The 21800-nt window shown below is 66.2% G+C and carries 17 protein-coding genes; 7 read left to right on the plus strand and 10 right to left on the minus strand.

Going from position 1 to position 21800, the window contains the following annotated elements; genetic code table 11:
• Window positions 1–105 precede the first annotated feature (105 nt).
• Together ASF08_RS17990 and ASF08_RS17995 are read right to left on the minus strand one after the other, a co-directional pair.
• Window positions 106–1218, minus strand: coding sequence for an ATP-binding protein (locus ASF08_RS17990; RefSeq protein ID WP_056148045.1), 1113 nt, complete (start codon window positions 1216–1218; stop codon window positions 106–108).
• A 96-nt stretch (window positions 1219–1314) separates the two neighbouring features.
• On the minus strand, window positions 1315–1947 hold the full coding sequence (locus ASF08_RS17995) for a S24 family peptidase (protein WP_056148049.1): 633 nt from the start codon (window positions 1945–1947) through the stop codon (window positions 1315–1317).
• Window positions 1948–2151: 204 nt separating this feature from the next.
• On the opposite strand from ASF08_RS17995, the gene ASF08_RS18000 reads away from it, so the two are divergent.
• The 4 genes from ASF08_RS18000 to ASF08_RS18015 all read left to right on the plus strand — a co-directional run bounded on the left by ASF08_RS18000 (window position 2152) and on the right by ASF08_RS18015 (window position 6538).
• Complete coding sequence (locus ASF08_RS18000) at window positions 2152–2529, plus strand: DUF952 domain-containing protein (protein WP_056148052.1); 378 nt, start codon at window positions 2152–2154, stop codon at window positions 2527–2529.
• Complete coding sequence (locus tag ASF08_RS18005) at window positions 2526–3614, plus strand: quinone-dependent dihydroorotate dehydrogenase (RefSeq protein ID WP_056148056.1); 1089 nt, start codon at window positions 2526–2528, stop codon at window positions 3612–3614. The genes ASF08_RS18000 and ASF08_RS18005 overlap by 4 nt, the downstream gene beginning before the upstream one ends.
• A 321-nt stretch (window positions 3615–3935) precedes the next feature.
• Window positions 3936–6236 (plus strand): FdhF/YdeP family oxidoreductase, encoded by a 2301-nt coding sequence (locus tag ASF08_RS18010; protein WP_056148058.1) that lies wholly within the window; start codon window positions 3936–3938, stop codon window positions 6234–6236.
• Window positions 6233–6538: a hypothetical protein gene (locus ASF08_RS18015; RefSeq protein WP_018044876.1), complete on the plus strand. Its 306-nt coding sequence runs from the start codon at window positions 6233–6235 to the stop codon at window positions 6536–6538. Before ASF08_RS18010 ends, ASF08_RS18015 begins: the two co-directional genes overlap by 4 nt.
• An 8-nt stretch (window positions 6539–6546) precedes the next feature.
• Here the strand turns inward: ASF08_RS18015 and fliP are convergent, their stop codons facing one another.
• Window positions 6547–7311 carry a flagellar type III secretion system pore protein FliP gene (gene fliP / locus ASF08_RS18020; protein WP_056148808.1) on the minus strand — a complete coding sequence of 255 codons (765 nt, stop codon included), beginning with the start codon at window positions 7309–7311 and terminating at the stop codon, window positions 6547–6549.
• Window positions 7312–7481: 170 nt separating this feature from the next.
• On the opposite strand from fliP, the gene ASF08_RS18025 reads away from it, so the two are divergent.
• The gene (locus ASF08_RS18025; RefSeq protein WP_056148062.1) at window positions 7482–9545 is read left to right on the plus strand and encodes a M3 family metallopeptidase; all 2064 of its coding nucleotides are present in this window, start codon (window positions 7482–7484) and stop codon (window positions 9543–9545) included.
• Window position 9546: 1 nt separating this feature from the next.
• Here the strand turns inward: ASF08_RS18025 and ASF08_RS18030 are convergent, their stop codons facing one another.
• The 3 genes from ASF08_RS18030 to ASF08_RS18040 form a co-directional block, all read right to left on the minus strand.
• Window positions 9547–11337: a hypothetical protein gene (locus ASF08_RS18030; protein ID WP_056148066.1), complete on the minus strand. Its 1791-nt coding sequence runs from the start codon at window positions 11335–11337 to the stop codon at window positions 9547–9549.
• 148 nt (window positions 11338–11485) lie between these two features.
• Window positions 11486–13363, minus strand: a complete 1878-nt coding sequence (gene flgK / locus ASF08_RS18035) for a flagellar hook-associated protein FlgK (protein ID WP_056148073.1) — start codon at window positions 13361–13363, stop codon at window positions 11486–11488.
• 37 nt (window positions 13364–13400) lie between these two features.
• Complete coding sequence (locus tag ASF08_RS18040; protein ID WP_056148812.1) at window positions 13401–14795, minus strand: flagellar hook protein FlgE; 1395 nt, start codon at window positions 14793–14795, stop codon at window positions 13401–13403.
• A gap of 245 nt (window positions 14796–15040) precedes the next feature.
• On the opposite strand from ASF08_RS18040, the gene ASF08_RS18045 reads away from it, so the two are divergent.
• Together ASF08_RS18045 and ASF08_RS18050 are read left to right on the plus strand one after the other, a co-directional pair.
• Window positions 15041–15508: a BLUF domain-containing protein gene (locus ASF08_RS18045; RefSeq protein ID WP_018044868.1), complete on the plus strand. Its 468-nt coding sequence runs from the start codon at window positions 15041–15043 to the stop codon at window positions 15506–15508.
• Between the two features lie 55 nt (window positions 15509–15563).
• A complete protein-coding gene (locus ASF08_RS18050) occupies window positions 15564–16016 on the plus strand; it encodes a response regulator (RefSeq protein WP_056148076.1) in 453 nt (150 codons plus the stop codon).
• Between the two features lie 70 nt (window positions 16017–16086).
• Here the strand turns inward: ASF08_RS18050 and rsmA are convergent, their stop codons facing one another.
• The 4 genes from rsmA to lptG are packed head-to-tail and all read right to left on the minus strand — an operon-like array spanning window position 16087 to window position 21791.
• A complete protein-coding gene (rsmA, locus tag ASF08_RS18055; RefSeq protein WP_056148080.1) occupies window positions 16087–16923 on the minus strand; it encodes a 16S rRNA (adenine(1518)-N(6)/adenine(1519)-N(6))-dimethyltransferase RsmA in 837 nt (278 codons plus the stop codon).
• Window positions 16920–17939 carry a 4-hydroxythreonine-4-phosphate dehydrogenase PdxA gene (gene pdxA / locus ASF08_RS18060; protein ID WP_056148083.1) on the minus strand — a complete coding sequence of 340 codons (1020 nt, stop codon included), beginning with the start codon at window positions 17937–17939 and terminating at the stop codon, window positions 16920–16922. Before pdxA ends, rsmA begins: the two co-directional genes overlap by 4 nt.
• Window positions 17940–17988: 49 nt before the next feature.
• The gene (locus ASF08_RS18065; protein ID WP_056148086.1) at window positions 17989–20646 is read right to left on the minus strand and encodes an LPS-assembly protein LptD; all 2658 of its coding nucleotides are present in this window, start codon (window positions 20644–20646) and stop codon (window positions 17989–17991) included.
• Between the two features lie 56 nt (window positions 20647–20702).
• On the minus strand, window positions 20703–21791 hold the full coding sequence (gene lptG, locus ASF08_RS18070; RefSeq protein WP_018044863.1) for an LPS export ABC transporter permease LptG: 1089 nt from the start codon (window positions 21789–21791) through the stop codon (window positions 20703–20705).
• Window positions 21792–21800: the final 9 nt, after the last annotated feature.

Genomic DNA, 21800 nt, shown 5'->3' on the forward strand with positions numbered 1-21800 from the left:
CGGCGGGAATGCCGGACCTTATATGGTGACGTCCGGCGACAAGTTTTAGTCCGTCTTCGGCGCCACTTTTGTTCCGTGGACGACGATGGGAAGAGCCGTGACGCCTCAGCCGGCGGCGGGGAAGATCATCCGCACCGTCGTTCCCTCGCCGGGCTTGCTGTCGAGGGAGACGGTGCCGTTCTGGCGCTTCACCAGGCCGTGGACGATGGCGAGCCCGGTGCCGCGCCCGGCCTCGCGCGTGGTGATGAAGGGAGCCAGCGCTCTCGCTGCCATCTCCGGCGACATCCCATGCCCGGTATCCCGCACCGAGATGCCGATGGCGCCGTCTCCCTGCCGGCGGATCGCCGGGTCGCTCGACGGCACCAGGAAGCTCGTGATTTCGACACTGCCGCCGGCCGGCATCGCCTCGCAGGCATTGGCGACGATGTGAGAGAGGGCGAGATCCACCTGGGTCGGGTTGGTGAGGCCGTTGGGTAGATCCGGCGCGGTGTGGACCGTCAGTGTCACTCCGGGCGGAAGCGTCCCGCGCATGCGCGTGCCGAAAGCGGTGATGAGGGCGTTCATGTCGACGGGGCGGACATCCGGCGCGATCCGGCGCGAGAAAGTCAGCAAATGCCGCGTCAGGATCGTCGCCCGCTCCACGGCATCGGTGGACCGGGTCACGGCCCGCTGGATGAAGGGTTCTTCCCGGTCGCCGAGACGCCGCTTCAGCCCATCGATATAGCCGATGAGGATCTGCAGGAAGTTGTTGAACTCGTGGGCGACGCTGTTGGTGAGCAACCCGAGGGCCTCGCGTTGCCGGGACAAAGCGAGCGCCCCTTCCGCGTCCCTGCGCCGGGTCACGTCGACCAGTTGCGCGAGGAGAAGACCGGTATCCGGCAGGGGCACCGCGAAGATCTCGGCCCAAAAGGTCGAGCCGTTTCGGCGCCAGGCCAGTACCTCGATCCCTTCCGGCCGCGTGCCCGCCAAGGCCGCGGCGAAAGCGCTTCGGGCGTCCTTATCGGTATTGGCGCCGAGAAGGAGATGGACGTCGCGTCCGGCGAGATCGCCGGTCTCATGGCCGGTGAGTTGCGCGAAGGCGGGATTGGCCGAGACGATCCTCGCCGTCGCCGGGTCGATCAACAGGGCCGGTACGGCGCTGGCCGCGAGGCCCGAGCGAAAATCGATGCGCGAGTCCGGAGGATCGCCTGGTTCGCCGTCCTGATCATGCAACGCCATGCTCTATCCAGGCCTGTCGGAGCGAAACGGGCTCCAGCGTGAGTCGCATCGGGTGCGGGTGCCAGGATCGATCGGCACGGCGGCTCCCGGCGATGGCTATTGCCGCACCCACATCACCCGGGCGATCCAGGCGATCTCGGCCACCTGGACGATGCGTTCGGGGTGGTTCGGGTTGAGAGAGAGCAGCTCGATGGTCCGGGCGGTCTTGCGGCGCAGTTCCTTGGCCAGCACTTCGCCGCTCGCCAGGCGCACCACCACGCGGTCGCCCTTGCGGACACTGGCGGTGGGAGAGACGATCAGCACGTCACCGTCGCGATAGAGCGGCTCCATGGAATCGCCCTGCACTTCGAGGGCGAAGGCGCGATCCTCGCCGAGATCGGGAAACTCGATCTCCTCCCAGCCCGGGCCGCCCGTGGGCATGCCTTCCTCGGTGAAGAGCCGGCCCGCGCCGGCCTGCGTCATGCCGATCAGCGGCACCATGGCGCGCGGCATGCCTTCCCGTGGCTCGATGAGGCGAAGGAAATCGTCGAGCGTCGCGTTGGTGGCCGCGAGCACCTTCGACACGGATTCGGTGGAGGGCCAGCGCTTGCGCCCATCCGGCCCGATCCGCTTCGAGCGATTGAAGCTCGTGGCGTCGAGGCCCGCACGGCGTGCGAGACCGGAGGCCGAGAAGCCGTGGCGTTCCGCGAGGCGGTCGATCGCGGTCCAGATCTGCTCGTGGGACAGCATGGCGAGACTCGATCAGAATGGCTAAGACATCCAGCCTAGCTTTAGGAAAGTAGAACTAAACTACGCCGGAAGCAACGGCACGCCGCCATTATCCAGAAGGTGTAGGAACTCGGAAAGGACGACTTGAGGTAGCGACCGATCGTGGTTGCGACGGATGCCGACCCGTTCTATCGCGTGGACCGTCGAACCGGAAGGCAACGCGCGATGCCCGTGATCTACAAGATTTGCCCGCGCGCCCTCTGGCGCGAGGCGGAGGAAGCGGGGCGGTTCGCGGGTGCGCCCGTCGACGAGGCCGACGGGTTCATCCATTTCTCCACCGCCGACCAGGTGGCTGAAACGGCCGCCCGGCACTTCGCGGGTGTCTCCGATCTCCTCCTCATCGGCATCGAGGCCGAGGCGCTGGGCGAGGCCCTACGCTACGAGCCCTCCCGCGGCGGAGCGCTGTTCCCCCATCTCTACGGCGATCTGCCCCTCGACGCCGTCATATCCGTGACCGAGCTTCCGATCGGGCCGGACGGACGGCATGTGTTTCAAGCTGATCTTATCTCGTCCGCCAGCCCCGCAACCGGAGCATCGGTATGATCGGCGCTCTCTTTCCCCTCGCAAAGCCGATCCTGCACGGTCTCGACGCCGAGACGGCGCACAACCTCACCTTGCGCGGGCTGGGGCTTCTGCCTCCGCGAAAGCCCAGTCCGGATGATTCGAGGCTCGCGGTCACCGTCTTCGGCCGCCGGTTCCCCAATCCGGTCGGCCTGGCGGCGGGGTTCGACAAGGGCGCGCAGGTGCCCGATGCCCTGCTCGGCCTGGGCTTCGGCTTCGTCGAGGTCGGCGGCGTGGTGCCGAAGCCGCAGGGCGGTAATCCGCGCCCGCGCGTGTTCCGCCTGAGCGCCGACGGTGCCGTCATCAACCGCTTCGGTCTCAACAGCGAAGGGCTCGACGTCGTGCGCGGCCGCCTCGCGGCCAGAGGCGGCCGGACCGGTCTGGTGGGCATCAACATCGGGGCCAACAAGGATTCCACCGACAGGATCGCCGATTACGTGGCCTGCACCACGGCGCTGGCGCCCCATGTCGCCTTCGTCACGGTCAACGTCTCTTCGCCGAACACCCCCGGACTGCGCGATCTCCAGGGCGAAGCCTTCCTCGACGATCTGTTGGGACGCGTGGTCGAGGCCCGCGACAAGGCCTCGCCCGAGACCGCGATCCTGCTCAAGATCGCCCCCGACATCTCGCTCGAAGCCCTCGATTCCATCGTCGCCACCGCCTTGCGCCGCAAGGTGCAGGGCCTCGTCGTCTCCAACACCACCATCGCGCGGCCGACCAGTCTCACTGAAGCCTCCCTGGCGACGGAGACCGGGGGGCTGTCCGGCCGCCCGCTTTTCGAACCGGCGACCCGCCTTCTGGCGGAGGCCTACCTGCGTGTCGGCGGTACCATCCCGCTCGTCGGCGTCGGCGGGATCGACTCCGCCGAGGCGGCCTGGACCAAGATCCGTGCCGGAGCGAGCCTGCTGCAGCTCTACTCGGCCCTGGTCTATGCCGGCCCCGGCCTCGTGAGCACCATCAAATCCGGCCTGCTGCGCAAGCTCGCAACGGAGGGTGCGAGCGACCTGTCCGCCATCGTCGGCCGCGATGCCGCGACCTTGGCCAGGCTCGGCCTCGGCGCGAGGTAGCGAGGGTCGGGCCCAGGGACGTGGCGAGACATGCTCCTGCGTTGCAATGGACGCCTGGGTGAGGCCGGTTTTCGAAGTGGGCCGGCAGCTCCGATCCCAGCGTCATTCGCATGCGTCTCCTGCGCTGGGATCGGAGGTGAGTTTAGAACTCCGTAAGACTGCTCGGTTTCATGCCATGCCATGTCCACAGGCGCATGACTGGCCCGCGTTTGCCCCTGATTGAGTGATCCTTGTGCGGTGCGATATCGCTGGCGGGATAGACGGTAACCTCGCCCTGCGACGGCACTGTCCCATCCCTTATTTGCCGAACCAGGATCGTTCATGGATCACCCGGTCGCGTCCCCCAAGCGTTCCTCCGCCGCCGGCGGTTGGGGCGCGCTGAAGAGCTGCGGCAAGCACCTGCTGAGCAGCCGCGCCCCGCTCTCCGGGGCCCGCGCCATGCTCAAGGCCAACCAGCCCGACGGGTTCGATTGTCCCGGCTGCGCCTGGGGTGATCCGGCGCACGGCTCGTCGTTCGAGTTCTGCGAGAATGGCGTGAAGGCCGTCTCCTGGGAGGCGACCGACAAGCGCACGCCGCCGAAGTTCTTCGCCAAGCATACCGTCTCGGAGCTGCGTGGCTGGACCGACTACGCCCTCGAAGGCGAGGGCCGCCTGACGCACCCCATGCGCTACGACGCAGGCAGCGACCGCTATCTGCCGGTCTGCTGGGACGACGCCTTCGCCGAGATCGGCGCCACCCTGCGCGGCCTCGACAGCCCGGACCGTGCCGAGTTCTACACCTCCGGTCGCGCCTCCAACGAGGCTGCTTACATCTACCAGCTGTTCGCCCGGCTCTACGGCACCAACAACTTCCCCGACTGCTCCAACATGTGCCACGAGGCCAGCGGCATCGCCCTCCAGGCGGCCATCGGCATCGGCAAGGGCACCGTGCTGCTCGAGGATTTCGAGAAGGCGGACGCGATCTTCGTGGTTGGCCAGAACCCCGGCACCAACCATCCCCGCATGCTCGGCGACCTGCGCAAGGCTGCCACCCGCGGCGCCCGCGTTGTCGTGTTCAACCCCGTGCGCGAGCGCGGGCTCGAACGCTTCGCCGACCCGCAGAACACGGTGGAGATGCTGCGCGGTGCCAGCGCCCCGGTGGCGAGCCACTATTACCAGCCCCGTCCGGGCGGCGACATGGCGGCGTTCCGCGGCATCGCCAAGGCGGTCTTCGCGGCGGACGACGCGGCTCGCGCCGCCGGCCGTCCATCCGTCCTGGATCGCGCCTTCCTCAGCCACCATGCCGAGGGCCACGAGGCCTATCGCGCCGTCGTGGAGGCGACGAGCTGGGAGGCGATCGAGGACCAGTCCGGCCTGTCCCGCGCCGATATCGAGGTGGCTGCCGACGTCTATCTCGGCGCCGACAAGGTGATCTGCACCTGGGCCATGGGCGTCACCCAGCACAAGCACTCGGTGGCCACCATCCGCGAGATGACGAACGTCATGCTCCTGCGCGGCAATATCGGCCGTCCCGGTGCCGGCCTCTGCCCCGTGCGCGGCCATTCCAACGTGCAGGGCGACCGCACGGTGGGCATCAACGAGAAGCCGCCCGCCGCGCTGCTCGACGCCCTCGAGCGCGAGATCGGCTTCGTCGCCCCGCGCAAGCACGGTCACAACGTCATCGGCGCCATCGGCGCCATGCTCGACGGTTCGTCGAAGGCCTTCATCGGGCTCGGCGGCAACTTCGCCCGCGCCACGCCCGATACCGCGCTGGTGGCCAAGGCGCTCGCCTCCTGCGAACTCACCGTCCACATCGCGACGAAGCTCAATCACTCGCATCTCGTGCCCGGTCGCGTCGCCTACCTGCTGCCCTGTATCGGCCGCACCGAGATCGACCGGAATTCGAAGGGCAAGATCCAGATCGTCACGGTCGAGGATTCCATGAGCATGGTCCACGGCTCGGGCGGCATCAACAAGCCCGCCTCGCCGGAGCTGCGCTCCGAGATCGCGATCATCGCCGGCATGGCGGCGGCCACCGTCGGCTCGGACAAGGTCGATTGGGCAGCCCTCGCCGACGATTACGACGGCATCCGTGCGCTGATCGAGCGGACCATTCCGGGGTTCGCCGGCTACAACGCCCGCGTCCGCCGTCCGCGCGGCTTCATGCTGCGCAACCTCGCCGCCGAGCGCAACTTCGAGACGGTGAACGGAAAAGCGAACTTCTCCGCCGATGCCCTGCCGGAGGCAACCGAGCATCAGCAGGCGAGGGCGATGGGCGACACCTTCGTGCTCCAGACCTTCCGCAGCCACGATCAGTACAACACCACCGTCTACGGCCTCGACGACCGCTATCGCGGGGTCTACGGCGAGCGTCAGGTGTTGTTCGCCCATCCCGACGACCTGGCCGAGATCCGTGCCGTCGCCGGCGACCGGGTGGACATCGTCGGCACCCACGACGACGGCGTGGTGCGGGTGGCCGAAGGCTTCCGCCTCGTGCCCTTCGACATGCCGCGCGGCAGTCTCGCCGGCTACTACCCGGAGCTCAACGTCCTCGTTCCCCTGTCGTCCTTCGGCAAGGAGAGCGACACGCCGACCTCGAAATCGGTGATGGTCTCGATCCGCCGCCCGGCGCAAGCCGCGTGAGCGAGCCGCCCGCCGACGCCGAGACCTTCCTCGCCGTCACCGATTCCATCGCCGATCTCCAGCCCGGCCTCTCCACCCTGGAGGCCGGGCTGCTGGCGGGGCTGCACCTGAAGCTCGCCGCCGACAGCCGCAGCTTCGCGCGGGTGTTCGGCGTGGAGCATGCCCTCGTCCTGCGCGCCGTGGAGACCCTGTCGGGGGAAGCGGAGCTTCTGGCGATCACCGAGCGCAACCAGCGCACCCAGCGGACCCGCTACGAGGCGACGCCGGCGGGGCTCGCCATCCTGGACCACCTGCACGGCTGATCCCGCATTCAGCTTCCGTAGCTCTGGATCAGCGAGCCCGCGACCAGGGTCCAGCCGTCCACCAGCACGAAGAAGATCAGCTTGAACGGCAGTGCCACCGTCGCCGGCGGCACCATCATCATGCCCACCGCCATCAGGATCGAGGCGACGACGAGGTCGATGATGAGGAAGGGGATGAAGAGGAGGAAGCCGATCTCGAAGGCCCGCCTGAGTTCCGAGATCATGAAGGCCGGCGTGACGATCTCAAGGCCGATGGCTTCCGGCCCGGCAGGGGCGGGAGCCTTCGCCATGTCGAGAAACAGCTTCAGGTCCTTCTCGCGCACGTTGCGCAGCATGAAGGTCTTGAACGGGGCCGAGGCCCGCTCGAACGCCACGCTCTGCGTGATCTGCCCGGCGATCAGCGGTTCGATGCCGGTCCGGTAAGCCTCCCGCGCCGTCGGCGCCATGACGAAGGCGGTGAGGAACAGGGCGAGGCTGGTGATCACGGCATTGGGCGGCGCGCTCTGCGTGCCGAGGGCCGAGCGCAGGATCGACAGGACCACCACGATCCGCGTGAACGAAGTTGCCATCACGAGCACGGACGGCGCCAGCGCGAGGACGGTGATGAGGGCGACGAGTTGGAGCGCCCGCTCCGTCACCCCGCCCTGGCCGAGATCGACCGAGAGGCTCTGAGCCATGGCCGCACCGATGCCGGCGGCCAGGAAACCGCTCGCCGCCAGGACGAGGCGGGCGGTGCGGATCGGGACGGTGACGGATCGGAGGGAGGGTGTCATGGCGGCGGCAACCTGCGTCGAGCCGTGCGCGGGCGCAAGCGATGATGTCCCGCAGATGCCGTCCACAGGCGCGCGCATGTCACCGCAAAACCACGCGGGGACTTTGCGCTCGTTCCCTCCGATGGCTACGTTCCGGCCGAGCCAGCGGCGCACGACTTCGAAGGACGACCATGACGAGCACCACCATCCGGGACATCGGACCGTTCGCTGAGCCTGTATGGGACACGCCGTTCGGCCTGCCGCCCTTCGACAGGATCCGGCCGGAGCATTTCCTGCCCGCCTTCGAGACGGCCCTGGATTCGCACGATGCCGAGATCGCGGCCATCGCCGAGTCTTCGGAGCCGGCGACCTTCGCCAACACGGTGGAGGCGATGGAGCGCGCGGGCCTCGATCTCGACCGCGTCGCTTCCGTCTTCTTCAACCTGAGCGGCAGCAACACCAGCCCGGACCTCCAGGCCGTCGAGCGGGCGATCACGCCGCGTCTCGCCCGCCACGGCAGCGCCATCTACCTCAATTCCCGGCTCTGGGCGCGCATCGCCGCCGTCGACGCGGATGCGGAGACGCTCGGCTCGGAAGAGCGGCGCGTCCTCGACCGCTACCGCACACGCTTTCGCCGCGCCGGTGCCGATCTCGCTCCCGAGGCGAAGACGCGGATGGCCGAGATCGCCGGACGCATGGCCGAGCTCGGGACGACGTTCAGCCAGAACCTGCTGGCCGATGAGAGCGCCTTCATCCTCCCCCTCAAGGGTGAGGCGGACCTCGCCGGCCTGCCCGAATTCCTGAGGGCGGCTGCCGCCAGCGCAGCCAAGGACCGGGGCGGCGAGCACGGTCACGTCATCACCCTGTCGCGCTCGCTGATCGAGCCGTTCCTGGTCTTCTCCACCCGGCGTGACCTGCGCGAGAAGGCCTACGAGGCCTGGACCCGCCGTGGCGAGAGCGGGGGCGCCACGGACAACAAGGGGATCATCGCCGAGATCGTCGCCCTCCGTGCGGAGCGGGCCCGGCTCCTCGGCTTCGACAGCTTCGCTCATTTCAAGCTCTCCGACACCATGGCCGGCTCGCCGGACGCGGCGATGGAACTCCTGCGCAACGTCTGGACGCCCGCCCATGCCCGTGCGGGCGCGGAACGCGACCGGCTCCAGGCGCTGGCGACGGCGGAAGGGGCCGACTTCGCCATCCGCGCCCACGATTGGCGCCACTATGCGGAGAAGCTCCGGCGGTCCGAGCACGATCTCGACGAGGGCGAGATCAAGCCCTACCTGCCCCTGGACGGCGTCATCGCGGCCTCCTTCGACACGGCCTCGCGCCTGTTCCACCTGCGCTTCGAGGAACTCACCGACTTCCCCCGCTACCATCCCGACGTGCGGGCCTGGACGGTGCGCAATGCCGACGGATCGGAGGTCGGGATCTTCCTCGGCGATTACTTCGCCCGGTCGTCGAAGCGCAGCGGCGCCTGGATGAGTGCCTTCCGCTCACAGGAGCGGCTTAACGGCCCGATCACGCCGATCATCGTCAACGTGATGAACTTCGCCAAGGCGCCGGCGGGCGAGACGCCGCTTCTGTCCTTCGACGACGCGCGCACCCTGTTTCACGAGTTCGGCCATGCCCTGCACGGCCTCCTCTCCGACGTGACCTACCCGCTTCTCGCGGGCACGGCGGTGGCGGGCGATTTCGTCGAACTGCCCTCGCAGCTCTACGAGCACTGGCTCGAACAGCCGGAAGTGCTGCGCGCCCATGCACGCCACTACCGCACCGGCGAGCCGATGCCGGATGACCTGCTCAAGCGCATGCTCGCGGCGCGGGCCTTCAACCAGGGCTTCGCCACCATCGAGTACACCGCCTCGGCGATCGTCGACATGACGCTGCATCTGTCGAGCGGCGGCGAGGACGGGCTCGACGTCCTGGCCTTCGAGGCCGACGCCCTGCAGCGCATCGGCATGCCGGCGGAGATCTCCATGCGGCACCGCTCGCCGCATTTCGCGCATATCTTCTCGGGCGACAGCTATGCCGCCGGCTATTACAGCTATCTCTGGTCCGAGGTGCTGGATGCGGATGCGTTCGACGCGTTCCGCGAGGCCGGCGACATCTTCCACCCCGAGACGGCCGCGCGCCTGCGCAAGTTCGTCTACGGGGCCGGAAACCTGCGCGACCCCGGCGAGGCCTACACCGCCTTCCGCGGCCGCCTGCCGAGCATCGATCCGCTGCTGCGCCAGCGCGGCCTGGCGGCGGCCTGATTCAGGAGAGGTAGTTCGTCAGCGTCAGCTTCGAGAGCATCGAGGTCACCTGGTAGCTCGCCTGAAGCTGGTTCTGGAGCGCCAGGAGCTTCGCTGTCACTTCCTCGAGGGAGACCGTATCGACACCGTCGAGACTGTCCTGAAGGGTGGCCCTGGCGGCGCGGTTGTCGGCCTTCGTCTCCGTCATGGTCTTGGCCGCGAGGCCGAGATCGCTGGCGATGGCCTGTAATCCCTCGCGCCCGTTGGTGGAGGTGAGAACCGAGCGTGAGCGTTCCGCGACGGCGAGGTAGCGTGCCGCCTCCGACGTTCCGGTCTGCGTGGTGGTGAAACTCTGCACCGCGACCTGCGCGATCCCGGCGAGGACCGCGCGGATCGGCGCCTCGTTGGCCTGGGCTCCGATGCCGATCTTTCGGTCCGAGCCGATCTGCACCGATGCCGTCGCCCGTGGATCGGTGGAGGTATCGTCGCCGGTGTACCAGATGACGGTCGTGGCGCTGGCTCCTTCCGCGTAGCCGTTCCCGTCCGCCGATACGCGGCGCGGCGCAAGACCCTCGGTCTTCGACCCGGCGAAGAAATCCTGGGTGGCGCGCGACGCCGAACTCGCCGAGAGGGTCGTCCCCGCCGTCTCCTTCAGCGCGTTCGACAGGGCGGTTGAGATGTTGGCGGCGACGTCACCGGTCAGCGAGAACTCGGTGGTGGATTTCGCATCCGCATTCGCCTTCGCGGTCAGCGTGATCGTCTGCGTGGTGCCGTCACGAAGCGCGAGCTTGAAGGTCAGCGTGTCCCCCGCCGCCGGAGGGGTCTTCACATTGAGCTCTACCGAAGCCGGCGTGCCGGCGCCGAAATTCGCGGCGAGCCCGAGGGAGGCCTTGCCCTGGATGCTGGCAACGGGCTGGTTTTCGAATCTCTTCGTGAGGGCGGCGGCGGTCTGGGCGGCCGTACCGAGCGGGATCGTGTTGGTGGAATCCGCCGGAGGATTGGCGGTGACGATCAGGTCGGTGAAACTCTGGGTTCCGTCGGGCTGGTTGATCGCCACGCGGATGCGGTCGCCTTCCGCCGGCGCATTGGCCACGGAGAAGGTGACGTCCGGGTTCGTGCGCGCCGTCATCGGCCCCGCCGTGATGGCCGCCGGGTTCGAACTCGCCGCAGAGACGAGGCTGAAGCCGAAATTCGCACGCGCCTCCGTGCCTCCGACGCCGGTACCCTCTTCGCTGACCGTTACGGTGGAGCCCGACACGCTCGTGGCGATGCGGCCATTGCCGTTCGGGCCGAGATCGGCGGCGATCTGTTCGCTCACCACGGTCTTGAGGCCGTCGAGGTTGCGGCTGGGCACGCCGTTGAGGATCGCATCCGACGAGGCGACGGGTGGGGCGTCGGAATCACGACCGCCGAAGATGTAATTGCCGGCGACGTCCTGGTTCAAGGCGTCCACGGCGGCGTCCAGGCTGTTCCTGGCTACCTGCACGGCGTTCGAACCGGACGCGATCGACCCGCTATTCAACGAACCCTGGACGATGCCGCTGAGGTTGGAGAGCTGTGTCACCGCCGAACTGGCGACCGTCACCCGCGTGGTGTTCGCGTTGATCGCGGCATCGTAGCCATCGAGCGCGCTGAGCGAGGCATGGGCAGAGAGGCTGGTGGTTCGCGCAGAGCCGATGCCGCCATACGTCTCTGCATTGCGTCCGGTGCTGAGCTGGGTCGTCAACGCATCGAGGCGCGCCTTCTGGCTGACCAGATTCGCTGTGTTGCGATCCTGAAAATAGGTGCCTGCCGTGAAGGCGCTGATCGTCATCGTGACCTCGGCGAAAGGGTCTTCACGGGTATGACCGTTGGAAGACGCCGGACAAGTGACCCGAACCGTGGAGCCCACGTTTCGGAAGAACGAAATGCGGAAAGAAGACCTGGAGCAACCTCACGGACAGGAAGTCCGTGAGGAATCTCTAGATCCGGAGAAGCGTGTCCAGCATGTCGCGCGCGGCTGTGAGGACGCGGGCATTGGCGGTATAAGCCGTCTGCAACCCGACGAGCTTCGACATCTCCTCGTCGATCTTGACGCCGGATGTGCCCGCGAACCGACTCTGCGCCGTCGCCAGAGCGATGCTCTGCCCTTCGTCGAGAAACTGTGCGGTCGCGGTGGCGGCGCCCTGGGCGTCGATGATCTTCTGGGTGAAGTCCTGAACCGAGGTCGTGAAGGGGGCGCTGATGCCGCCGATTCCGCTCGCCGCCGAGAAGGTCCGGTTGGCGGTCGTGAGGGCGTTGTGGAGGTATTGCGGTCGCGATACGTCGTTGGCCGGAGTGGATGACGACATCTTCACCAGCGATTCGGTCTTCGCCGCCACCGCCGGGTTCACGGCGATGCGTTGAGCAAAGCCCGTCAGCTGCGAGCCGCCATCGAACGAGCCGGTGAAGAGACGGGCCTGGCCGCCGCCATCGACGAAGAGCGGGATCTGCGGCTTGCCGTTCGTCACGTCGTCGGCCGTTTTCGACTGGGTGACGCTCGCACTGATCCCTTGGATCGTCGTGGTCCCGTTCGCCGGGGTCAGGATTCTGACCGCGCCTTCTTTGCCGACAGTGCCGTTGGACGTCACGGTGAATGACGAGCCGAGGGCAGCGGCGATCGAGGCTCCGAGCTTGGCCGGGTCGCTCTCCAGCGTGAACGGCACGATGGTCGCCAGCGGGTCGGCGACATCGGTCCGGTTCACGGCGGCCGGCGGATTCAGTTTGGACGGAACCAGGATCAGGTTGCGCTGGGCGCCCTTGTCATCCTTGAGGCTGATCGTGATGGCGTTGCCGGCGCTGAGGCCGGTCAGGTCGATGTCAAAACCCGCTCCGGTCGTCGTGGAGGCGGGCGTGCCCACCGCCGACGTATCGGACAGCGACCGCGACAGGCCCGCCGCGAGATCGTCGAGCTGGCGCTGGGCCTGGGGCAGAACCGTGTCGCGCAGCTCGATTCCGGCGGCCAGCGAGCCCGAGCGGATCGCGTTCGAGGCCACCAGATCGATCGTTCCGCCGCCCGGCGTGGTCGCCGTGATGGTTCCGACGCCGCGCTGGGCCGGGTCCGCGGAGTAGCTGTCCTCTGGACCGAGCGTGCCGCGGCCGTCGAAGCTCAAACTCGCCGCGCTGGCCCGGTCCACCAGGGTCATGCCGGAATTGGTCATGACCGTGACGGTCCCGTCGCGCTGCACCGAGGCCTGCACGTCGAGATAGCCGGAGAGGGAATTGAGGGCCTGGTCGCGCTGGTCGAGCAGGGCGACCTTGGACCCATCGTCGCTGGTGGCCGCGATCTTGACGTTGAGTTGGGCGATGGACGAGAGCAGGCCGCTCGCCGCCGACGTATCGTTGGAGAGCTGGCTCTCGGTCGCGGTGCGCAGGGATTGGACCCCCTCCGCGATGCTTCCGATCTTCGTCGCGAGGTTCGATGCCGCCGCGACCACGCCGGAGCGGGCGGGCGCGGAGTCCGGGGCAGCGCCGAGGGTCTGGAGCGCCAGGGTGAAGCTGTTCATCACCCCGTCGAGGGCGCTCGTCGTGCCGGGCGTGCCGTAGAGCTTGTCGAGCTGGGTCCGGACGTCCGCCATCATGCCCGTATAGGACGCGCCGGACGTCTCCAGCCGCAGCTGCTTCAACGAATTCTCGTCGAAGACCCGGTCGATCGTGCCGAGGGCAACGCCGGAATTGCCGGGCCCCTGCGCGACAGTGTCGAGCGAGCGCTTGACATAGCCGGTGGTGCCGACATTCGCGATGTTCTGCGAGACGATGCCGATGGCGGCCTGAGTGGTCTTCAGGCCGGCCATGGCCGTGTTCAGGGCTGATAACGACACGCTTGCCCTCCCTTTACGTCACCGGAAACCTCGGAACTCAGCGGATGATATTGATCAACGAGGACATCATGTCCTGCGCGGTCGAGATGACCTTCGTGTTCGCAGAATAGGCCTGTTGGGTTACGATCATCTTAGAAAATTCGCTCGCAATGTCCGTATTCGACTGCTCGATGTTCTGGCCTTCGATCGTCGTGCCATTGAGGCCCGTGACCGGGACTCCGGAATCAAGCGTCTGACGATAATTGCCTGACGAATCCGCCTTCAGTCCATCGGGGTTTGTGAATTGCACCACCTTGATATTTGCAACGGTAATAGTATTGCCATTACTATAACTGGCAACGACCTCACCACTCTCGGTAATGTAGCTGTCTTTGAATGTACCTGATGTAAATCCATCCTGTTTGAGCTCCGACATTGCTATGTTTTTGTCGCCGAAGGATGACAAACCTTTTCCATAATTGATAGCAATAGATTCAAGCTTCACACCATCAATCGTCGGCTCTGCGAGCGTAATGGAACCCGTATCTGGCTCGACAAGCGTACCACCCGCATCGAATTCGAACGCTGTTCCTGCATTCGTCCATGACGACTTTCCTCTGTCAACTGTAGTGTCGTTGGCATAGAATAGATTCCAGACGGCATTCTTAGCAGGAAATTCAGTCTTAGTGCCATCGGCGTTCGTAGTCGTTTTCGCTGGAACTGCGTCTTGAACTTTCGACCATACGGTATTGAGTTGTACAGGTGCCCCGCTGGCTGAATATATCTGCAATATTGGTCCTGTGATACTGCCATTCATGAGTTTGTTTGCATCCGTGCCCGCAGGAACAGTTCCATTCCCGGTGCCCGTCAGAATAATTGGGCTAGCTGTGCCAGAAAAGGTTGTTCCAACCAAAGTGTTGGCGGGATTTTTTGGAAGATCCGCAGCATAGCTGATCGTGCCCGTTGCCTTGCCAGGGATTGGCCGTTGCGAAATCTGGATAGGGCCTTCGCTCCCGGCGTTGCCTGTGATGGGATCGATATTGCTTCCTGTCAGATAAGCTCCTCCGCCATTACGCAGATAGCCTTCCGAGTCTGTCTTGAAATCGCCTCGGCGCGTATAGAGATTTTCCGGCGAGAACGAAGTCTGACCATTGACGTCGCTGGCCTTCGTTTGCACGGCGAAGAATCCCGGCCCGTTCAGGGCCATGTTGGTCGGTGTCTCGGTCGCGATGATGTTGCCCTGGATCGAGTTGGTCAGGACGGAATTCGCCCTGACGCTGCCGGAGACCTGACGGCTGGGTGCCTGCTCGGCGACGAGGTCGACGAAGCTGGTATCGACCCGCTTGAAGCCCGTGGTCTGCGAGTTGGCGATGTTGCCGGAGATGTTCTCGAGGGAGAAGCCCTGGGCCTTCATGCCCGAGACCGCCGTCTGTAACGCGGAAAACACATCCATGACCGGCAACCTTTGTTGAAAATGATGTGGACCGAGATCGGTTCATGCCATCATCCGCAAGCGGGATGCCAAATCTAACTCATTGAAAATACAAGATTAGTTCTTTAGATGGCCGGCAAGAACCGACATTTGCCTGGAATGCCCCGGCAGCTTTTGCCGGTTTCGTGATAGAGTGCCGGCGTCGTTTACCCAGCGTTATGCCCAGGTCGGTTATCGTCGGGCCGTTGGCGCAGCGGAGAGGGATCATGAAGAGCAAGCGGACGACCCTCGTCCATCTCATCTATTTCTCGCGCCTCAATCTGGCCGCCGATGCGGCGGGCCGTACTCGCCAACTCGGCGAGATCACGCGGCAGGCGCAGAAGAAGAACGAATTCTCCGTCATCACGAGCTTCTTGCTGGTGGAGCAGAATTTCGCCGCCCAGATCATCGAAGGCGAGCGCACCTCCGTGAACGACACGTTCGGACGGATCAGCAACGATACCCGGCATCGCGACGTGCAGATCGTCGAGTGGCGCGAGATCGTGAAGCGGGAATTCGTCAATTCGTTCGTGACCGTCATCCGCAACCCCGCGAACGACGCGATCTTCCAGAAGGCCGGCCTGCTGCCGATGTTTCAGCGCGGCACTCCGAAAGGCGGGGTGATCCATTCTCTCGCCGTTGCCCTGCAGGCCGAATCGCTGGCCAAACAGGGCATCGACCATCTCTTCGTCTGATGCTGCGTCCCAGCCTTCCTGATGTCGGATATCCGACTTTGAGCTTCGAAAGCCCATGAGTGAGACCCCACCGATCCTGATCGTCGACGATCAGGAGAAACTGCTGAAGCTGGTCATCCTGCTGATGACGCGGATCGGTTTCCCCGATGTCGACGGCGTGACCAGCGGTCCCGAAGCGCTGGAGCGTTTGCGCGAGCGCAAATACGCCCTTGTGATCTCGGACCTGATGATGGAGCCGATGGACGGGCTGACGCTCCTGCGCGAGATCCGCGGCGACGACGCGCTCATGAACACGCCCTTCATCCTCACCGAGGCGTCGTTCGATTTCGAGGACATCAACCTCGCGCACCAGGCCGGCGCCGATGCCTTCATCCTGAAGCCGTTCGACATGTCCGTGCTGAAATCGAAGCTGAAACAGGTGATCAACCGCAAGCCGCGCCGGCGCGAGGCGCCGCTGGCCGCCGAATCGGCCTTGAACGTCGATTTCCCGATGCTCGGCAAGTTCTGAACGATTCCGGCCGTCGCCCCTGCGGCGGCCCCGCCTGGACAACCACACGGCGTCGTCGTCCGGGCGGGCTTCAGTCCAGCGCCCGTGCCATCGCGACGAAGCCCGAGACTGGCACCTCTTCCGCCCTGGCCGTCTCGGGGATCCCCGCCGCGTCAAGCAGGCGCGCCGGGTCGGGCGTTGCCGCTTTCAGGCTTTGGCGCAGCATCTTGCGGCGCTGGCCGAACGCCGCCCGCGTCACCCGTTCGAGTGCCGTCACCGAACAGGGCAGGGGGGCAAGCCTCGGCCGCAGGTGGACGACGCTCGATGTCACCTTGGGTGGCGGCACGAAAGCCGAGGGCGCCACGTCGAACAGGATGTTCGCCTCGGTGCGCCAGCCGCACAGGACGCCCAAGCGCCCGTAATTCGCCCGGTCGGATTCGTCGGCGACGATCCGCTCGGCGACCTCGCGCTGAAACATCAGCGTGAGCGAGTCCCACCATGGCGGCCAGGCGGCTTCGGTGAGCCAGCCCGTCAGCAGGGGGGTTCCGACATTGTAGGGAAGGTTGGCGACGATCCGCACCTTTCCTTCACCGACGAGGGGGCGCGGATCGAATTTCAGCGCGTCGGCATCGACCACGTCGAGGCGGCCCGGATAATGCGCGGCGATCTCGGCCAGCGCCGGCAGGGCGCGGGGGTCGCGCTCGATGGCGACCACGCGGGCGGCACCGGCAGAGAGGAGGGCGCGGGTCAGGCCGCCGGGGCCCGGCCCCACCTCCACCACCGTGACCCCTTCCAGCGGGCCGGCGGCGCGGGCGATCCGCCCGGTGAGGTTGAGGTCGAACAGGAAGTTCTGCCCCAGCGCCTTCTTCGGCGCGAGATCGTGCTTCAGCACGACCTCGCGCAGGGGGGGAAGTCCGTCCTCGCTCATGCCTGTTGCCCCGCGAGTCTGGCGGCGAGCCGCAGGGCGCCCATCAGACTGTCCGGCCGCGCCACGCCCTTGCCCGCGATGTCGAAGGCGGTGCCGTGATCGGGCGAGGTCCGGATGAAGGGCAGACCCAGCGTGACGTTGACGCCATCGTCGAAGGCGATGGTCTTGATCGGGATCAGGGCCTGGTCGTGGGTCGGCGTCAGCGCGACGTCGTAGGCCGCCCGGGCGCGGGGATGGAACAGCGTATCCGCCGGAAGCGGGCCTCTGATGTCGATCCCTTCGTCCTGGAGCTGCGCCACGGCGGGTTCCAGAACGTCGCGGTCTTCCGTCCCCATCGTGCCGGCCTCACCCGCATGGGGGTTCAGCCCCGACAAGACGAGGCGGGGATGGGGGATGCCGAAGCGTTCCGTCAGGTCCCGCGCCACGATGCGTGCCGTCCGGACCACGAGGTCCTGCGTCAACAGATCGGGCACGCGGCGCAGGGCGACGTGGATCGTCACCGGCACCACGGCCAGCGTCTCGCTCCACAACATCATCACGGGGAGCGGCGCGGCCTTGCCGGGCTCTGCCGCCAGGGCAGCCAGGAACTCCGTATGGCCGGGATAGGCGAAGCCGACGCTGGTCAGGACGTATTTCGCGATCGGATTGGTGACGAGGGCGATCGCTTCGCCGGACCGGACCAGACCGACAGCCGTCATGATCGATTCGAGGGTCGCACCGGCATCGGCCGCGCTCGGCCGTCCCGCCACGGCGCCGACACGCGTGCCGCTCGGCAGGGGCATGACCGGGAGCGCGCGGGGAAAGACCTCGACCGCGAGATCGGGTCCGACCTCCGCCACCGGCACCTGAAAGCCGAGGCTGCTCGCCCGCGCCTCAATGAAATCGGGATCGCCGATGAGGAAGAACGGCGGAAGCCCGGCCCCTTCGTCCCGGGCCAGCCAGGCCATGAGGGCGATCTCCGGCCCGATACCGGCGGGATCGCCCATCGTGAGCGCAATGGGTCTGTGCACCGTCATGGCCTGCTGTCGTCGCCGGAAGAAGGCGAGGCCGGGTTCTCGCCCGATCTCACCGGGTCGCCGCGATGCCGTCGGCCGTGCTCGCGATGTTGACGTTCTGGCGCAGGTCGACTTCGCCGAGGGTCTTCAACTCGACGCGCAGCAGCACGGTGCGGTTGCGCTCCGTGACGCCGAGGGCCGCGGCCGTCGGAGAGACGATGTAGTTGAGCGAGAAGGTGGTGCACTCGTCCTGATAACCGCCGCCGATGCTCAATCCGGCGAGGTTGGCGCGGCCGGGATTGGTATAGACCGGCGCCGCGCCCACGGGATTGGCGAGATAGGATGTGTAAGCGTTGGCGAAATTATCGCGCACGTCGAGATAGTGCGTGAGATCGACCAGGGCCGAGCCGGTGACGAACCAGTTCGGGGTGATGTGGTAGGTCGCCGAGGCGGTCAGGCCCTCTCTGCGGTTGTTGAAACCGAGCAGCGGCTGAGCGGCGTAGTAGGAATAGAACATCGACAGGTCGATGGGCGCAAAGGGGTTGAGGCGCGCGATGACGCCCGTCTCCAGGCGGTTGACGGTGAAGTCCCGCTGCTCGAACCGCGCACGGGTGACGAAGCTGATGTTCTGGTTGGGCGAGAGCTGGAAGCGTCCGACATAATCGGATTCCCGGCGCTCCAGGCCGGAATCGAGGCCGACATTGGCCAGATCGCCCCGACGGAACGAGTTGACCCCGGCGACCTGGATGGACTCGCCGAACATCACGTTCGCGTACCAGCCCGACGGCGTCACCACCGAGTATTGCGCGCCGAGATTGGTGCGGACGCCGCCTTCGACCCGGTCGTAGCCGGAGAACTTGTCCCACTCGAACAGCGACGTGTCGTCGAAGACGAGGCTCTGCGCGTCCTCGTTGGGCAGGCGGCCGATATGCGTTTCGCTCGGACGGATCACGACCTGCGCGATGGGTTCGAGGGTGTGGACGCCGAGGGGGCCGAAATTGCTCACGAAGGGATAGCGGTAATCGAGACCCACCGCCGGCATCACCCGCCCTGAGAAATCCGAATCCGTGGTGCTGATCGTCTGCGCGAGGGCGTTCTGATAGCCGGAATTGCGCGGATCGACGAAGAAGGCGTCCGTGCGCAGATAGGCGAACGGAGTGAAGACCTGGCCGGCATCGTCGATGAAGGTCCGGCGCCATGACAGCTGCGCGGATGCGCGGGTGTTGCTCCCCGACAGGCCGCGGATGATGCAGGTGCTGCGCGTGAAGGTGGTGCAGGTCTCGTAGAGCGAGTAGGTCGTCCCGTTGACCGTGGGATTGAAGTAGTAGGAGCCCGTGCGCGGAATCGCCTGAAAATCCGTGGCTTCACGGTCGAGATGGGTGATGTTGGCCTCGAAACGCACTTCGCCGCCGAGGAAGCCCGGACCGTTGATGCGCTTGTCGTAATCGATCACCGGCGCGACGACCGGCTGCTCCTTCTGCCAATCGTAGCTCGACAGACCCTTGAAATAGTAGGCGCGCGCCTCGAACCAGGAGCGGTCGCCCTGGCCGATCAGGTAGGCCGTCGAGACCGCCTCACGGAAATAATCCGTGGTGATGCTCGAATTGCGGACGCGGTAATTGTCGAGGAACCACTTGTCGGTGACGCCGACCACGTCCCAGCCCGTGCGCCACCGGTCGTTGATGTAGAACTGGCCCGTGGTCTCGATCGAACCACGGAAGTCGCGGTCTCCCGCGCCGAGCGGCCCGGGAAGGAAGGCGCTGGGCGTCGTCTGGAAGATGCCGCTGGCGCGGATGGTATAGGTTCCGGTGTCGAGCCGGTGACGCAGCTCACCCTGGCCGAGGATACCCTGCTCGCTCAGGAAGGACGGCGTCAGGGTGATGTCGAAATTCGGCGCGACGTTGATGAAGAACGGCGTCGAGATGCCACTGCCGAGGGCGGTGGAGGTGATGAAGCGCGGCGTGAGGAAGCCGGTCTTGCGCTTCACCGTCGGGTCCGGCGCCTCGAAATAGGGCAGGTAACCGACGGGGATACCGGCGATCTCAAGGGTCGATTCCTCGAACCCGATCGTGTGGGTCTCGTTGTTGTGGATGATCTTGGCGGCGCGTACCTGCCACAGGGGCGGCGTCTCCGGATTGTTCTTGCACGGCTCGCAGGCGGTGTAGGTGCCGGATTCGAAGGTCGTCTGTTCGCCGTCCACCCGCTCGCCGCGCGGCGCGGAGAAGCGCGTGCGCACCGGCTGGCCCCGCATTTCCACGGTCTGCTGGATGCGCAGGGCGTCGACGAACCCGTTCCGGAAATCGTCCGTCAGTTCCATCGTGTCGCCGGTCACGACGGCGCCGGTCTCGTCGGTGAGACGGACGTTGCCCTCGGCGAAGACGCGGCTGCTGGCCCTGTCATAACGCACGCGGTCGGCCTGCAGGGTGCGCGGGCCGTAATGCAGCTCGGCATTGCCGCGCGCCGTGACGGTGTTGTTGTCGTTGTCGTAGATCAGCTCGGCGGCCTCGACGAGGAGCCGCTCGGCCGGCTTGCCCGTGGGGGCAGGAGCGGGCTGCGCGGCGGCCTTGGGTGCCACAGCGGATTTGGGCGCCGCAGCCTTGCGGGCCTGGCCCCTGTCACTCTGGCCGGCAGCCTGCGCGCTCGCACCATCGGAGCCGAGCGTGAGCGCGGCGCCGGAGACGAACGCCAGCAACCCGGCGAGCTTCGCGATGTCGGAGACTGTACGCAACCCGTGTCCCAACCTCTGCCTCGGCCTCGTTTCGCGTCCCGTCACCGACAACGGCATCAGCCGTCCTCCTGATAGAGAAGCGTGAGCGTACCGAGAAGACTCCCTACCACGGCCGGGAACCATGCCGCCACCGGGGGCGACACGATGCCTGATGCGCCGAGGCCTTCCATGACCTGCCGCGCGACGTAGAGGAAGAACCCCGCCGCCACACCGCCAAGCACAAGCTTGCCCACTCCACCAAAGCGGAAGAACCTTAAGGAAACGCTGGCTGCCACGAGCACCATGGCAACGAAGAGAACGGGCCTCGCCATGAGGACATCATACTGGAGTCGGTAGCGCGTCGCATCCAACCCCGCCCTCTCCGTGCGTGCGATGGTCTCGTTCAGTTGCCAGAAAGGCACAGATTCCGGGGGTGTGAAGCGCTGCTTCACCTGTCCGGCGTCGAGGTTCGAGGCGAGAATGTAGGTGTCGTAACTCTCGGGAGGCTGGCCCTTGGTGAGGAGCCGCGCGTCCTGGAGGGTCCAGTATCCGTCATGCAGCGTCGCGCGCGCGGCCTCGATCTGCGACACGAAGACCCCGGCCTCGTCGAACGTATAGACCGACACGCCGGCCAGGGTGGTCGTGCCCTCGATCGCCGTCCCGGCACGCAGGATCGCCTGGCCGTCGAGGCTGTTCTGGCGAATCCACAGGTCCTTGCCGGAATTCGCCTTCGTGGATTTCGCGAAGATCCTCGCCTCGATTTCGGTGGATCGCTGCTTCATCGCGGCGGAGACCGGATTGTAGATCCCCACCGTGAAGGCGCCGATGGCCAGCGCCACCAGGATGCCGGGCTGGAGGAACTGCCAGGCCGAGATGCCCGCGGCCCGCGCCACCACGAGTTCGAGCTTGCGCGACAGCTGGAGCAGCGCCGCCATGGAGCCGAACAGGATCGCGAAGGGCAGCACGCCCTCGGCCACCGCCGGGGTGCGATAGAGCGAGAGCTGCGCCATCAAACTTGTGGACGCGCCCTCCGTGTCGCCCGCCCGGCGCAGCAATTCGACGAAATCCAGCGTGTAGACCAAGGCGAAGACGGTGATGAACACGCCGAGCACCGTGCGCAGGAAGCGCAGGGCGAAGTAGCGTCCGAGGGTGAAGCCGATCATCATGGCGGCGTC

This window comes from Methylobacterium sp. Leaf85, from assembly GCF_001422125.1.
Classification (GTDB): Bacteria; Pseudomonadota; Alphaproteobacteria; order Rhizobiales; family Beijerinckiaceae; genus Methylobacterium; species Methylobacterium bullatum.

Excerpts from the sequence above, each read along its gene's own strand:
- ASF08_RS17990 (WP_056148045.1), bottom strand. The coding sequence starts at position 1,218 with ATGGCGTTGCATGATCAGGACGGCGAACCAGGCGATCCTCCGGACTCG.
- ASF08_RS17995 (WP_056148049.1), bottom strand. The coding sequence starts at position 1,947 with ATGCTGTCCCACGAGCAGATCTGGACCGCGATCGACCGCCTCGCGGAA.
- ASF08_RS18000 (WP_056148052.1), top strand. The coding sequence starts at position 2,152 with ATGCCCGTGATCTACAAGATTTGCCCGCGCGCCCTCTGGCGCGAGGCG.
- ASF08_RS18005 (WP_056148056.1), top strand. The coding sequence starts at position 2,526 with ATGATCGGCGCTCTCTTTCCCCTCGCAAAGCCGATCCTGCACGGTCTC.
- ASF08_RS18010 (WP_056148058.1), top strand. The coding sequence starts at position 3,936 with ATGGATCACCCGGTCGCGTCCCCCAAGCGTTCCTCCGCCGCCGGCGGT.
- fliP (WP_056148808.1), bottom strand. The coding sequence starts at position 7,311 with ATGACACCCTCCCTCCGATCCGTCACCGTCCCGATCCGCACCGCCCGC.
- ASF08_RS18025 (WP_056148062.1), top strand. The coding sequence starts at position 7,482 with ATGACGAGCACCACCATCCGGGACATCGGACCGTTCGCTGAGCCTGTA.
- ASF08_RS18030 (WP_056148066.1), bottom strand. The coding sequence starts at position 11,337 with ATGACGATCAGCGCCTTCACGGCAGGCACCTATTTTCAGGATCGCAAC.
- ASF08_RS18040 (WP_056148812.1), bottom strand. The coding sequence starts at position 14,795 with ATGGATGTGTTTTCCGCGTTACAGACGGCGGTCTCGGGCATGAAGGCC.
- ASF08_RS18045 (WP_018044868.1), top strand. The coding sequence starts at position 15,041 with ATGAAGAGCAAGCGGACGACCCTCGTCCATCTCATCTATTTCTCGCGC.
- ASF08_RS18050 (WP_056148076.1), top strand. The coding sequence starts at position 15,564 with ATGAGTGAGACCCCACCGATCCTGATCGTCGACGATCAGGAGAAACTG.
- rsmA (WP_056148080.1), bottom strand. The coding sequence starts at position 16,923 with ATGAGCGAGGACGGACTTCCCCCCCTGCGCGAGGTCGTGCTGAAGCAC.
- pdxA (WP_056148083.1), bottom strand. The coding sequence starts at position 17,939 with ATGACGGTGCACAGACCCATTGCGCTCACGATGGGCGATCCCGCCGGT.
- lptG (WP_018044863.1), bottom strand. The coding sequence starts at position 21,791 with ATGATGATCGGCTTCACCCTCGGACGCTACTTCGCCCTGCGCTTCCTG.